Source organism: Bdellovibrio sp. HCB288 (genome assembly GCF_047305935.1).
Lineage (GTDB): Bacteria > Bdellovibrionota > Bdellovibrionia > Bdellovibrionales > Bdellovibrionaceae > Bdellovibrio.
The window spans coordinates 3,247,872-3,262,243 of record NZ_CP178619.1; the positions used below are offsets into that span (position 1 = coordinate 3,247,872).

13 protein-coding genes are annotated in these 14,372 nt (G+C 47.0%); 2 read left to right on the forward strand and 11 right to left on the reverse strand.

Annotated elements, in window-relative coordinates; all coding sequences use genetic code 11:
- Positions 1-3 precede the first annotated feature (3 nt).
- Genes ACLVWR_RS15910 through ACLVWR_RS15925 form a run of 4 tightly spaced genes read right to left on the reverse strand, consistent with a single transcriptional unit; the run spans position 4 to position 4,584 of the window.
- Complete coding sequence (locus tag ACLVWR_RS15910; RefSeq protein WP_413581589.1) at positions 4-1,065, reverse strand: serine hydrolase domain-containing protein; 1,062 nt, start codon at positions 1,063-1,065, stop codon at positions 4-6.
- Positions 1,065-1,997, reverse strand: a complete 933-nt coding sequence (locus tag ACLVWR_RS15915; RefSeq protein WP_413581590.1) for a S66 peptidase family protein — start codon at positions 1,995-1,997, stop codon at positions 1,065-1,067. The genes ACLVWR_RS15910 and ACLVWR_RS15915 overlap by 1 nt, the downstream gene beginning before the upstream one ends.
- On the reverse strand, positions 1,994-3,286 hold the full coding sequence (gene purB, locus ACLVWR_RS15920) for an adenylosuccinate lyase (protein ID WP_413581592.1): 1,293 nt from the start codon (positions 3,284-3,286) through the stop codon (positions 1,994-1,996). The genes ACLVWR_RS15915 and purB overlap by 4 nt, the downstream gene beginning before the upstream one ends.
- Positions 3,283-4,584, reverse strand: a complete 1,302-nt coding sequence (locus ACLVWR_RS15925; protein WP_413581593.1) for a hypothetical protein — start codon at positions 4,582-4,584, stop codon at positions 3,283-3,285. Before ACLVWR_RS15925 ends, purB begins: the two co-directional genes overlap by 4 nt.
- A gap of 348 nt (positions 4,585-4,932) precedes the next feature.
- Here ACLVWR_RS15925 and ACLVWR_RS15930 point away from each other — a divergent pair, with 348 nt between their 5' ends.
- Together ACLVWR_RS15930 and ACLVWR_RS15935 are read left to right on the forward strand one after the other, a co-directional pair.
- Positions 4,933-5,517 carry a glutathione peroxidase gene (locus ACLVWR_RS15930; RefSeq protein WP_413581594.1) on the forward strand — a complete coding sequence of 195 codons (585 nt, stop codon included), beginning with the start codon at positions 4,933-4,935 and terminating at the stop codon, positions 5,515-5,517.
- A 108-nt stretch (positions 5,518-5,625) separates the two neighbouring features.
- On the forward strand, positions 5,626-6,414 hold the full coding sequence (locus tag ACLVWR_RS15935; RefSeq protein ID WP_340597342.1) for an outer membrane beta-barrel protein: 789 nt from the start codon (positions 5,626-5,628) through the stop codon (positions 6,412-6,414).
- Here ACLVWR_RS15935 and ACLVWR_RS15940 read toward each other — a convergent pair whose 3' ends face one another.
- From ACLVWR_RS15940 to ACLVWR_RS15970, 7 genes are read right to left on the reverse strand one after another with little or no spacing between them, the layout of a single operon-like run.
- Positions 6,415-7,782 (reverse strand): sodium-dependent transporter, encoded by a 1,368-nt coding sequence (locus ACLVWR_RS15940; protein WP_413581595.1) that lies wholly within the window; start codon positions 7,780-7,782, stop codon positions 6,415-6,417.
- Entirely contained in the window at positions 7,782-9,131 is a 1,350-nt protein-coding gene (gene der, locus ACLVWR_RS15945; RefSeq protein WP_340597340.1) for a ribosome biogenesis GTPase Der, read from the reverse strand. The genes ACLVWR_RS15940 and der overlap by 1 nt, the downstream gene beginning before the upstream one ends.
- The gene (era, locus tag ACLVWR_RS15950) at positions 9,109-10,017 is read right to left on the reverse strand and encodes a GTPase Era (protein WP_413581596.1); all 909 of its coding nucleotides are present in this window, start codon (positions 10,015-10,017) and stop codon (positions 9,109-9,111) included. Before era ends, der begins: the two co-directional genes overlap by 23 nt.
- 2 nt (positions 10,018-10,019) lie before the next feature.
- Entirely contained in the window at positions 10,020-10,709 is a 690-nt protein-coding gene (gene rnc / locus ACLVWR_RS15955; RefSeq protein ID WP_340597337.1) for a ribonuclease III, read from the reverse strand.
- Complete coding sequence (gene mtaB / locus ACLVWR_RS15960) at positions 10,706-12,049, reverse strand: tRNA (N(6)-L-threonylcarbamoyladenosine(37)-C(2))-methylthiotransferase MtaB (protein WP_413581597.1); 1,344 nt, start codon at positions 12,047-12,049, stop codon at positions 10,706-10,708. Before mtaB ends, rnc begins: the two co-directional genes overlap by 4 nt.
- The gene (gene mnmA, locus ACLVWR_RS15965; RefSeq protein WP_413581598.1) at positions 12,034-13,116 is read right to left on the reverse strand and encodes a tRNA 2-thiouridine(34) synthase MnmA; all 1,083 of its coding nucleotides are present in this window, start codon (positions 13,114-13,116) and stop codon (positions 12,034-12,036) included. The genes mtaB and mnmA overlap by 16 nt, the downstream gene beginning before the upstream one ends.
- The gene (locus ACLVWR_RS15970) at positions 13,109-14,314 is read right to left on the reverse strand and encodes a cysteine desulfurase family protein (protein ID WP_413581599.1); all 1,206 of its coding nucleotides are present in this window, start codon (positions 14,312-14,314) and stop codon (positions 13,109-13,111) included. The genes mnmA and ACLVWR_RS15970 overlap by 8 nt, the downstream gene beginning before the upstream one ends.
- Positions 14,315-14,372 lie beyond the last annotated feature (58 nt).

The window sequence follows — 14,372 nt, forward strand, 5'->3', positions numbered from 1 at the left end:
GCCTTAGACTCCGCTACGGCGATAATTTTCTACAATCCAATTGTGAATCTCCGAACGCAATTTTGCAAAGGCCTTGTTATCAGAGCCATACAAAACCCGATTGGACAGGACGTTCACACTCATATCCAACTTGGGATCATACCAGATCGATGTTCCGGTAAACCCAGTGTGCCCAATCGAATCCAAAGAGAAATAGCTGCCGCAACTTGCGGATCCCGGAGTCGGCATCATATAACCCATTGCCCAGTCACCCTTACCCTCAGGCAAAGCGCGCTTCGCAAATAACTGGGCTGTTTTCTGGCGAATGCTATAGCGAGCAATCCCCAAAAGCTGAGAACGCAAATGAAGCGAGTACCAGCCAAGATCATCAATGCTGCCAAAAAGTCCCGCATGTGTTGAGACCCCTCCCAAAGACCAGCAATTCAAATCATGAACCTCACCCTGAACCAATTTCTTACGAACCGGGCATTCCTCGGTCGGCGCGAACAATGAAGAGCGGGTTGTTGAAACATTATCAGGATGAAACTCCAACGTTGTGCCGGCGTAGAATTTGTTCTTGATATCCACCCAGACATCGTAAAGTGGTTTTTCAAAAATAACTTCAAGGATGAATCCCAAAACCATAAAGCCGACATCGGAATACACGGCTGTTTCGGACTTTTCAATTTTCAGACCTTTGATAATCTCACGCAGCTGTTCGCGACGCTTGTCCAAAGACTGATTCATATTGATTTCCTGATAAAAAGGCATCCACCAAGGAAGTCCTGAACTATGAGTCAAAAGCTCGGTGATCTTTGTTTCCGGAGATTGAAACCAAGGAAGAAAATCGACAACCTTGCTATCAAAATTCCATTTGCCCAATTCAAATGCATACATCATTGCTTGCTGAGTGAAAACGACCTTTGTCACACTCGCCAAATCATAGTAAGCGTAGGTATTGCCCACAGCCACGTCACAAATAATTCGGCCGCCCTGATACGCACGCACCATCACACCCGGAGTGGTGTCACGAATTCTCTCTTCAAGTTTTGCGATCAGATTCTTTTCCAGAACTGAAAACTTCATTATGCTTTTCCTCCTGTATCAATTGAGAGCAGAACCCTGCCGCCTTGCTGTTGCAAAACGCATGAAGTGTTAAAAGGAACTGGTCTCTGAATAACATCATGGCCGGCTTCCAAACCCTGGAAAACAGGGATATCAAGATCTTCCGACCAACGTTTAAATACTTTTTTAAAATTATTTGTTTCTGTTCCCGGCTCTTTACCGCCGATAAAATCCCCCAGGATCAAACCACGGCATTGCTTCAAAGCCCCCGCCTGTCTCATATGCTCGAGCATCTTATCAATACGGTAGCCACGCTCGCCCGCGTCTTCCACAAACAACAGGGAGTTCTTTGTATCAATTTGCCAAGGGGTGCCCAGTGTCGTCTGCAACACAGATAAGTTGCCACCGACAATGCGGGACTTTAAAAGTTTTATGTTACGTGCCTGATCATTCAGGGCCTTGAGTTTTTTAAACTCAATCACCTTTTCCTGACCGAAAAGAATTTTATGCAATTCCTTTTCGTGCTTAGGAGAAACCAAGCCGCGTCCCAAACGATCCAACAATGGCGCATGCAGCGTACTCCAACCCCATTCCTGTATCAGAAAAGTGTGAAGCGAAGTAATATCGCTGATGCCAATCAAAAGCTTAGGCTCTTTGGGTTTTTTTAGTTTTGCCAGCATCGGCAGCAAGCGATTACTGCCGTAACCGCCACGCAAACACCAGATCACCCGGGAGTCCTTGGACTGAATCGCGGACTTTAAAAAAGCAAAACGCATTTCATCTTCATGAGCATGAAGAAAATGGGGTTTGATAATATTCTTCGGGATTCGCGGCTGAAGTTTCCAGCGAAGCAGAAAATCACGGGCACCATCCACTTCAGGAAGTTGCACCGGATAACCCGGAGCCACCACGTCGATAATGTCGCCCTCTTGAATAAAATTCCAACGTGTCATTTTGCTTTAACTCTTTTCACGATATCTTTGATGGATTTCTTGTGTTTCTTGCCGGTGAAGATCTCTTCGATCTCTTTTGGCTTCAACAACTCGCGGGTTTCATCATTGGTCATCAACTTGTCCTTCAGGTGCTCACCGAACCCCAGGGAATGACATAGACGTTGTACCAACACATAGGCATCCTCACGACGCATGCCTTTAGCCACCAGAGCCAACAAAACATGAGAGCTGTACAATTGCCCTTGCGAACTTTCGATATTGTCGAGCATGCGTTTTTTATTTACTTCCAAACCGTCCAACAAAACGCTCATACGGTGCACGGCATAGTCTGCAACAATGAAAGCATCCGGAAACACCACGCGCTCCACTGACGAATGACTGATGTCTCGCTCGTGCCATAACGCCACATTCTCCATGGAAGAAACCGCATAGCCACGCAATAAACGCGAAAGGCCTGTGATGTTTTCCGCACTGATGGGGTTTTTCTTGTGAGGCATCGCTGAAGAGCCTTTTTGCCCCTTGGTGAAACCTTCAGTCACTTCTCCCACATCACTGCGCTGCAAATGACGAAGCTCCACAGCCAATCTTTCAAGTCCCGTACCCACCATTGCCAAAGCCAGAATCATTTCCGCATGACGATCACGTGGAATAACCTGAGTCGCGATGGGCTCCGGTTTCAATTTCAATTTACGAGCAACCAAGGCCTCAACCTTTGGCGATTGACTGGAGTAGGTTCCCACAGCCCCGCTCAATTTACAGATGTTCATATTATCCAGAGCTTCTTTGACACGCTTTTTGTTGCGACGAAGCTCGGTCAGAAATCCTGCCATTTTAAAACCAAAAGTCGTGGGTTCTGCAAACATGCCGTGGGTGCGACCTGCGCACAAAGTTTCCGCATGTTTTACAACTAATTGATACAAAGATTTTTCCAATCTGATCAAAGAAGCCATCAGAACCTGTCCGGCCTCGCGAACCTGCAAACTGAATGCGGTATCCAACACATCGGAAGAGGTCATCCCAAAGTGAATATACTTTCCATGAGGACCCACGTTTTCCGCAACGTTACTGACAAAGGCAATCACGTCGTGTTTGGTTTCTTTTTCAATTTCGTTGATGCGTTTTACATTAAAGCGCGCTTTTTGGGTGATTGCTTTTGCAGCCACTTTGGGAATCAACCCCAACTGCGCCTGCACTTGCGCCACAGTCACTTCAACCTGCATCATCTTGCCAAATCTTTGATCTGCATCCCAAATAAGTCCCATTTCAGGGCGAGTATATCTATCGATCACTGACCGGCTTCCTTTCGTCTTTCTTTTTGTTCTTTAAGCAATTTTTCTTTCCACCAGTTCTGGATATGCATCAATGACAATTCAGAACGGGAGAACATCGCTGTCCAGGCGAAATGAGGCCAGACTTCGGGACCATCAAGATGAAGGTTCCCATAGGCCACTCTTCCACGGCGGGAATTCTGTTTTGCAGAAAAAACCGGGAAACGTGGAGCGCCAAGTTGGGCGTAGGTATAGTAATATTCCTGCGGGAAACTTAAAACTTCCGGTTGCGCCAAAGACATTCTTCGCAAAAGAATCTCTTTCATACGCAAACTGCGATTGGTCAGATATTCCTTATTGAAACGCTGAACTGTAGGGATTCGCATCCACACATCGAACTGCTCTGCGGAGGATGTTCTTTGCAGGACCATCATGTTCTCATGTGTCCACGGTGAATTTACGTCATCCAGTAAAACTGTATGCAACGGCAAAGAATCCCGTTCTGTGCAGGACTGCAATGAAACCCGGTAACGCACCCAGCACCACTCGGACTCCAAAGGCCCCTCTGTGAAAAAATATTTCCCCAGACGTTCATTTAAGAAATAAGTTTCTTCACTGGAAAGCATCCACACCACTTGCTCAAGTTTTAGCAAACCCTGATTCTCACCAGCGATCTCCAAACCCGTGACGGTCTTGCCGGGCCCAAAAGAGGCATCAACAATTTTTTGCGGCTTGATGACATCCACACCTTTGTCACGCAACCACGCAAATGATTTTTCCAAACCATCACGCGTGGCCTGACGAACCAGGAACGAAGAAAACAACGGCAGTGCTTCACCCTCTGTCGCCGCCAAAGCATTCGGCTTAAAAGTTGTTCCCGCCAACTGATGCGCAAAATGCAAAAGCCAGCTTTGATCAAAATTAAACGAGGATACGTTGCGACTGATGGATCTTTGCAACTTCTCATTGGCAGTTGACAGTAGAACTTCTTTCACCTGAGGACTGAGAGATGATTTATCTATTTTGAATTTAGTCAAAGGTCCCTTGCACTCCAAAGGTCCTTCAGGAAGCCAGATGGTAAAACCATTGTGCAACTCTTCAAAAGAATCATCTGAATACAATCTTTCCATTTGCGATTCATTGATACGTTCGTTTCGGAAAAAACCAAAAGGTCCTTCCAAATCTTCAGAAGGCCACACGCCAAGTTTGTTGGAAACATCAAGAAGCGTCGTCTTAATACCCTCGCGTGAAAGGGCCGCAGCCAGCCAATGACCTCTGCCAAATGCCGAAACAATAACTATGGGACTGCGCAGTTCCATCTAACACCCCAAAACCTAGCTAAGATATTCAAATTAATTAGAAATTCATCAAGCTCCCAAGTCAAAGATTCGCACCGCGCCATTTGAAAATGGGCGGCACTGACAAGCATGTGGTTGGCGAAAGAACCTCAGGGCAGACTGTTCCGCGACACGGCGTCCATGCCTCACCGTCGCCGGCTACGCCGGTTCGCGCATCTATGCGCCGACGGAGGTCGCTGCACAGTCTGCCCTTAGGTTCTTTCGCCTACGAAGTGCTGGTTTTTGAGGCAATTTCAAACTGGAGGGTGCTTCATTGGAGTTGTTTTTCGGAGTCTTCGGACTTAGCCTTGGGTTATTCGGGAGCTTATTATGCTTAGACGTCTTGGAATGGTTTTTGTTTTGGTCGCTCTTTTTGTTTCTTCGCTGGGGTACGCTGAAGAAAAGTCATCTTCTGAGGTTAAGCTGCAGAGTTTTTATGAGCTTTCGGCGAATGATATTTCCGGGAAGAAGATTCACTTTTCGTCCTATCGTGGGAAAGTTGTATTGGTGGTAAATACGGCATCGCAGTGTGGGTTTACTCCGCAGCTGAAGGATCTTGAGATGCTTTACAAAAAGTATGCGGATCGCGGGTTTGTTGTATTGGCCTTTCCTTCCAATGATTTTAAGCAGGAAAAGGGAGACAACACCGAGGTTCAATCCTTTGCCAAGAAAGAGTACGGGTGTACGTTTCCATTTTTTGATAAGGCACCGGTCACTGGCAAGGACAAGCAGCCTGTTTATCAGTTCCTGACGGAGCAAAAACCCGGTTTGATTTTTAAGGATGTCAGCTGGAATTTTGAAAAGTTCCTGGTGAATCGCAAGGGTCAGGTTATTGAACGCTGGACTTCGATTACCAAACCTTCCTCTGACAAAGTCGTGGAAGCCATCGAAAAAGCACTGGCCGAACCGCTCTAGACTTAGCCCGTGTTTCACTTTGAGACACTGGTACACTCATTGGGTCAATTTGCTAATTTTCCCTGAAGTTTTTGACAGTTTCACTCGATAATACAATCAGGGGGAACTGTGAAAACCACCGGAAATATTCTACATTCTGGCCTTCTGGCATTATTGCTTGTGGCAGGGTTGTCTTTGACTTCCAATGCCCAGGCTCAAAGCTCAGATCAAAAACATCTTTTGATTGCTCAATCCGATCCGGATGAGGCCTTTGACCCATTCTCTGATTATTCTGAATTCGATGAAGATTCTGACGAGGAAGCTGACGTTAACTTTTTCCGCAACGGCCGCTTTCTAACTGTGGGTCTTGCTGGGGGCTATCGCGGCTTTACCGGCAACTTCGCTGATCAGTATTCTGCGGCTCCTTCGTTCGGCTTGTATCTAAGCTACTTTTTTGACCTGAGTCTTGCAATGACCCTGGGTTTTCAAACTGGCGACCATGCAGTCAAATTTGGCACTCTGGACGGTGGCGGCAATCCCGGCCCCACTTACACAGGAAATGTCTCGATCACTTCGATCAACTTTGATTTGAAGTATTATATGAATACACAAAACGTAACCCGAGGTTTGGCAGATTTAAATCCTTACCTTCTGGGCGGCTTCGGACAGTTCTATCGTACCTACACGATTTCTGGAATCGACTCTTATAGCCGTGACTCGACGATGGGTTTTGATATCGGCGCCGGTGTGGAAATCCCGTTGATGCGTAAAAAAGCCTATCTGGGTCTTCAAGCCGCTTACCACTATGTGAACTTCTCTGACGAAAGTAAAACCATCGTGGATAGCTCGTACAAACTGGAAAAAAATCTTTCCGGTGATTTCTATGACTTTTTATTTATTCTGGGAATGAATTTCTAATTATAATTCCTGGAACCAGGCAATGACCTGCAGTGTATAACCAATAATTATCACTGCGGGCGCCACCCACTTCAAAATCATAATCCAATGTGAATACATCGAATAGCTGACGAATTTATCCCGGTCGATAAAGCTGATCTCTTTTTCTTTTTCGGACGTGCCTCGATAAAACACCATCAGAATCCCCAGCGCCACCAAAGGCAACAACCAATTGATCAACAGGGAATCCAACGACTCAATCAACGAGTGCCCGGAAATACGAACTGCGTTTAAGACCGAACTGGACAGTGCCGGCAAGATCGCCAAGGTCAAGGCTGCCGCCCCGGAAAACCAGGTCGCCTTGGTACGTTCGATTTTTTTATAACGATCGACCACGTTGGAAACCACGACTTCCAACAATCCAATACTGGCATTCAGGGCCGCCAGATAAAGACAAACAAAGAAAACCAATCCAAACAGCGTCCCGCCAGGAATACCCAAAAGGTATCTGGGCAGTACTTCAAACATCAATGCAGGATCTGTCAAAGGGACATTGGAGGCCTGAAACGCCACTGGGAAGATCATCACCACGGCCAACAATGAAATCACTGTGTCCACCAGGGCAACACGAAAGCCTGCCGTTGGGACATGGTCTTCCTCACGCAGGTAGGAGCCAAACGTTACCATCGTTCCAAAACCCACGGACAATGTGAAAAACACGTGCCCCATGGCATGTCCCAAAGAAGACAAAGTAAGTTTTGAAAAGTCCGGATAAAACAGGAAGCGCATCACTTCAGGAGTTGATGGCAAAGAGAATGATTTGAACAGCAACACCGCAACCAGAACTGCAAACAGTGGCATCATATAACTGATCCACTTTTCAAGTCCCTCTTGCACGCCCTTTAAAACCACGACAACCGTGATCAAAATATGGGCGCTAGCCAACATCACCTGCAGCCAGCCATTGGACATCAACGCTGCCAGATTGGTTTTATTGGTGGCGCCTTCTGTATCCAGAAACAAGGATACGAAAAACTGAGTCATGAAATGCAAAACCCAGCCACTGATCACCGCATAATAGGAGAACACGATAACACTGACGATCACGGCCATGCGCCCGACCCAGCGGAAGATCCGATTGGTCTTTTGACCCATCATATCAGTTGCCACAAGTACGGAACGGCGGGTGTTTTTACCCAGCATCAATTCCGCAATCAACATGGGCGCTCCGACCGCCAGGGACAAAAACACATAAAGCAAAATGAAGGCACCGCCGCCATTTTCGCCGACCACGTAAGGAAAACGCCACAAATTCCCCAGGCCGCAGGCAGAGCCCACAGCCAAAAGGTAAAATCCAAAACGTGTTCTCCACGAGCCGCGCTTAAGCATTATTCCTCGATGTTCGCACCACGGCGGGATTTCATACAGAAGATACGAATTGGCAATCCGTGAAGATCCCATTTCTCTTTGATATGTTTAATCAAGAAACGACGATAAGAGTTCGTAACGCCATCCGGATGATTCGCAAATGCGATGAATGCCGGTGGACGTTGGTACGTCTGAGTCACATAGTAGAACTTCACGTTCGTAGTTCCCCAAACCGGAGCCGGAGTCTTACGGATCGTCTCGAAGAAGAAATCATTCATCTCACGAGTTGGAATACGGAAGTTGATTTGCTCAGAGACCTTCTCGATCATCTCAAACAAGTCGTCGATACCCTGACCTGATTTCGCACTGGTAAATACGATATTCACGTCAGTGAAAAAGTGGAATACTCGCTCACATTGCTCACGGAATGTTTTACGGTATTCAGGGATTTCAGCACCACCGATATCTGATTTATTGGCAACGACGATCACGCCCTTATGGTCTTCCAGAATGGATTGCATAATACGCGCGTCCTGGTCTGTGGGACCTTGCGTCCCGTCAACCATCAACAAAATCAAATCAGCACGACGGATAGACTCCTGGGATTTAAACGCAGAGATGATCTCCAGATCCTCTTCACGACGACGGGATTTACGCAAACCCGCTGTATCCACCAAAGTGTAGTTCTTATCGTTATAAACGAATGGTGAATCCACCGCATCGATCGTCGTGCCCGCTACGTCAGAAACCAACATACGGTTCACACCCAGGATACGATTACAGATGGAGCTCTTACCCACGTTCGGTTTACCAACGATCGCGATCTTCATGCCCTTATCGTAAGTAAATTCCTGTTCCGGAATTTGATCAACAACCCACTCAAGGATCTGACCGATACCACGACGTTGCTCGAAAGCAGCAGAAACGATGTCGACACCGAATTCATAGAAATCCGTTTTCGCCATTTCTTCGTCTTGAGCACTGTCCACCTTGTTGATAACCAACAAGAATGGTTTCCCGGTTTGCTTGGCCACACGGATGATGTCGCGATCCTCTGGAATCAAACCAGCACGACCATCCATCACCGCAATGATGTAATCCACAGAGTGCAGGAATTCAGAAACCTGTTCCTTGATCAATTTGGAGAACAAGTCACCGGCTTCAGTAATACCGCCAGTGTCGATCAAATCAAACTGCTTACCCCAGATATCCACGGGTTCAATCATGATATCGCGGGTAACGCCGGCCTGGTTTTTAACCACAGCCTTACGAGATTCAGTGATAATATTAAATAAAGTGGATTTACCGACGTTGGGACGACCGATGATCGCCACCTTCGGGGCAAACTCAGTCTTCTGATTCATTGACATAACCCAACTCCTTCATGATGCGCTTGTTATCAAACCACTCTGGTTTCGCCTGAACTTTCAAATCCAGGAAAACTTTTTGGTCCATCAATTTTTCGATTTCTTTGCGAGCTTCCATACCGATTTGTTTGATAACGGTAGCGCCCTTGCCGATCACGATCGCTTTTTGACTTTCGCGTCCAACCAGGATCTCAGCGTAGATTTTTGGCAAAGTTCCAGTTTCATCAAATTTTATGATACGCACCGCGATTTGGTACGGAACTTCCTGATGAAGGTTTTCGAAACATCTTTCACGAATGATTTCACAAGCCATATCACGAACGTTTTCGTTGGTGAAAATCTCAGAATCATACAAAGGAGCCGGAGATGTTGGCAAAATATCCAGACACTCAATCAGAATCGCTTCGCGCTCTTCAAGATCGCCTTTGTAAGTTTTTGCGGAAACGGAAATGGCTTTGCCACCTTTTTCCTCGATCATCTTTTTTAGAATTAAAACACGATGTGCTTTGTCTTCGATGTCAGTTTTTGTAACCACACCAATCCAGGGCTTTTTAGCTGCAGCTACAAGATTGATGATCTTTTCAGCATCATCCGCTTTTGCTTCATCAACACTGACTACCGCAAGAAGAGCATCCGAATTTCTGATAACCTCTTCAGCTTCTTTTGCCAGGAATGCATTCAAACCTTTTTCAGCTTTAATCAAACCCGGAGCATCAACAAACACGACCTGACCAGCTTCGCTGGTCCACATGCCCAAAATACGACGGCGTGTTGTCTGCGGTTTTGCAGATACGATCGACACTTTTTCGTCGACAAGGAAGTTCATCAAAGTGCTCTTCCCGGCATTAGGCTGCCCGATTAATCCTAAAAATCCTGCCTTATAACTCATAACTAATTCGTCTCCTTAAACTTTGCATCTAAAGCGCTTTTCGCCGCATCTTGCTCGGCATTTTTTTTACTGCGTCCGCGCCCCTTGGACCAGATTTCTTCTTTAACTTTCACGCACACCACGAATTGTCGATCATGGGGTGGACCTTCTTCAGAGAGCACTTCGTACTTGGGCGTTTCTTTCATCGCCTTTTGCACCAGCTCCTGTAGACGGGTTTTATAATCCCGCTCAAAATCCTCATTCGCGCAGGTCTTGTCACAAAGTGGCAGGAACTCCTTGCGGATGAATGTTTGAGCCGCGGCAAAGCCGCCATCCAGGTAAATCGCCCCGACCACCGCTTCCAACGAAGAGGCCAGCAAGCGGGGTTTCAATGCGCCACCGGTTTGCGCCTCCCCTTTACCCAGTTGAAGAATTTTGTTCAGCTCCATATCGCGAGCCAATTCAAACAATACTTCTTCGTTCACAATGGAAGCACGTTTCTTGGAAAGGCCTCCTTCATTGTCCTGCGGGTATTTTTCGTACAAAAACTCCCCGACGACCAAATCCAGAACAGCATCCCCCAGAAATTCCAACTTCTCGTTGTGCTCGGTGTGATTCTTTAATTCGTTTGCATAGCTTTTGTGCGTCAGTGCACGGGCCAGCAAGGACATATTCTTAAACTTATAACCCAGGCGTTGCTCTAATGAATTCACGACAACACCTCACCGATCAAATGACCTTCCATGTGAGATTTATTTGAATGATCATAGCCTGTGATTTTAACTTCGACTTCCTGACCCGCCCAGTGAGCAAGGAAGCTTTCCGCCCCTGCGATATCCACTGGCCAGTAGTCATGACTTAGACCCTGACCACCTTTTGCCGCATTTTTCAAAACCAGAACCTTTTTAGTGGTTCCAATCTGGCGGTTCGCCTGCTCCGTGTAACGGGCAATGCTAAGTTCACGTAAAACCGCAGCACGCTCCGCACGCACATGCGGGTAAACAGAAACATCCAAAGCTGCAGCTCTTGTTCCCTGGCGCTCACTGTATGGGAAGACATGCAACTTCGTCCACGGAAGCTCAGCCAGGCATTTAGCCGTGTCTTCAAACTGCTCTTTTGTCTCCGTCGGGAAGCCCGTGATCACGTCCATCCCGACAAAGGAATTTGGAACGCGTTTTTCAATCGCGAGCAAAGATTTACGAACATCGTCCTGAGTGTATTTACGCTTCATGTGATGAAGCACATCGGTGTTCGCACTTTGAATGCTCATATGGAAATGCGGGCAAAGACGTGAGTCAGAATAAAGATCCAACAAGCGCTCTGACACTTCCACCGGTTCCAAAGACGACAAACGGAAGCGCGGCATTTTGGTTCTGACCAAAAGATTTTCGATCAGGTCTTCCATCACCATGGTCTTGCCGTTGATCTCGTCTTCGTAGTCGCCGATATGCACACCGGTCAACACGACCTCGCGGGAACCTTCCGCGTAAAGATCATTGATACGCTGAACCAGATTCGCAATCGAAATTGAACGCGATTTACCGCGAGCATACGGAATAATGCAGTAAGTGCAGAAGCTGTTACAGCCGTCCTGAATTTTCAAAAACGTGCGCGTGTGGTGTTTTTCAATTCCACCACCCATTTCCAAGTCTTCTTTTTTGAAGATATTGGATTTGAAAACCTTCTCGGTCAGCTCGCCTTTGAAGTGCTTATTTAGAAGCTCTGGCAAATTACCTTTATGGGAGTTTGCCACAACCAAATCAGCACCCGGAAGATTCGAGAACGAACCCGTATCCACCTGGGCCGCACACCCCGTCACCACGATCGTGCAAAATGGATCTTTAACCTTCAAACGACGAATGTAGCGAACAGCTTCCTTGGTCGCCTCCGCAGTCACCGCGCACGTATTCAACACGTGAATGCGCGCGTCTTTTTCACCGCGAATCACCGGTGCAAAGCCATTGGAGTTCAGATTCTTTTGAATCAAACCCGCGTCGTAAGTGTTCACCTTACAACCAAATGTATGAACCTGATACTTTAGAGAGTGATCCATCCGCCCCCTACAAGTTCGCGCTCGCGATAAAACACCGCTGCCTGACCCGGAGTCACTGCACGCTGCGGTTCCTGGAATTTAAGCTTGAATCCTTTGTCGGTTTTATAAACCAAGGCCGGAGAGCCCTTATGCTGATAACGGATTTTCACATTCATCAGCTCACCGTCTTGCAGATCACCCAGCATATGAGGATCCACGACATCCACTTCATGAGCAAACAAGTACTTCTCGTCACCCACCCATACCGTGTTGTCAGATGAATCGATTTTGATCACGAAAAGCTTTTCATGATGATCCATACCCAGACCCTTACTTTGACCGTAAGTGTAGTTATGAATACCTTCATGCTTAGCCATCACCGTGCCATCTGGATAACGTTTCAACAGACCTTTTTTAGAATCCAAAACTGCTTTTGGAACTTGGCCTTTGATGAAATTTTGATACCCAATGCCACCCACAAAGCAAATACCTTGCGAGTCTTTTTTCTTAGCTGTGACCAGGCCCATTTTCTCTGAGTACTCACGCACTTGAGGTTTCTTCATGTCACCAATCGGGAACAAAAGTTTTGGAACTAATTCTGGATCAATCGTGAACAGGAAGTACGTTTGGTCTTTCCAATCATCCGTCGACGTATGAATCGCGGACTTCCCGTTTTCATCGGTTACGATTTTTGCGTAGTGACCCGTTGCCAGGTAATCACACTCAAGCTCTTTCATCTTTTTAACCAGATGATCAAACTTCAAATAGGTATTGCAGTTCACACATGGAAGTGGCGTCTGGCCTTCCAAATAGGCTTTCAAGAAAGGATCAATAACCGCTGCGCGGAACTTCGCCTCGCAGTTCAAAACGTAAAACGGAATGCCCAAACGATCTGCAACAGAACGCGCATCATCCACATCGATAGAGGAACAGCATGTGCCGTTACCTTCTTCGATATCACAAGATGAGTAGTCCCATACTTGCATCGTGGCCCCAATAACTTCATAGCCCTGTTCCACTAACAGCGCAGCCGCGGCTGAACTGTCCACGCCTCCGCTCATAGCAACAAGCACTCTACCCTTAGACATGATATGTCTCTCCCTCTTCATGCTCAATGGATCGCAAACGAGTCACGACCGCCTTTAATGCTTCAACAAATCCATCGACTTCTTCCAAAGTCGTTTCCCATCCAAGACTTACACGCAAACTGTTTTGCGCCTCCTGGCGACTTAGCCCCATCGCCAGCAACACCGGACTTGGCTCCGGGTTTCCGCTGGAGCACGCCGCTCCAGTACTGACTGCATAACCCTTGATATCCAAGGACATCAGCATTGTTTCACCATCCGCACCTTTGATAACCAAAGAACTGGTATTACCCAGGCGAGGTGTCTCAACGGCTGTGATCGTCACATCAGAAATCTCGGTTAAGATTCTAGCTTCCATGTGATCGCGCAATTTACTTACTTCAAACGCTTTATCCTGAACCAGTGGCGCACGTTGTGCCATCAACCCCAGACAAGCGATACCTAAAGTGTTCTCAGTGCCACCACGACGATGACGTTCCTGGCCGCCCCCGTGAATCAACGGACTCACATTCATGCCTTTTTTCATATAAAGCACGCCCGAGCCTTTGATGGAGTAGAATTTGTGCCCTGAGATCGAGGCAAAATCGACATTCAACTCTTTAAAATTCAATGGTGCTTTACCAAATCCCTGAACTGCATCCGTGTGAAAAAGAGCGCCTTTGGCGTGAGCCATCTCGGCCATCTGCTTGATCGGAAACAATGTACCGGTTTCGTTGTTGGCAAACATCACAGAAACCAAAGCAGTTTCTTCACTTAAGTGTTCTGCATAAAACTTCAGATCGATCACGCCTTCACGACTGACCGGGATGTAACTTACACGTGCACCCAAAGCTTCCAGATGAGCCATGGTTTTCATGATGCTTGGGTGCTCCACCGCAGAACACATGAAGTGAGTGCGACGGCGCTGCTCCGGCGCAAGGAACTGGGCCGTGTGATAGTAATCAAAAAGTCCTTTGATCACGGTGTTGTTCGCTTCACTGCCACCACTGGTGAAAATGATTTCCAGCGGGGAAATATGCAAGGCCTCTGAAATTGCTTTACGCGCATCGCGGATTAAGTTCTTTGGCTGTCTTCCGCCCCAATGGATGGAACTGGGATTGCCACCGGCTGCTGCAAATTCAGGCAGCGCCGCAATCACTTCTGCACACACCGGAGTGGTCGCATTGTGGTCGAAATAGTGAAGAACTTTGGTCTGAAGCATAAGTGGGCGGAGACTACCACATTTGCTAAGTATTGAAAACCTCTATATTTTTAGCGCC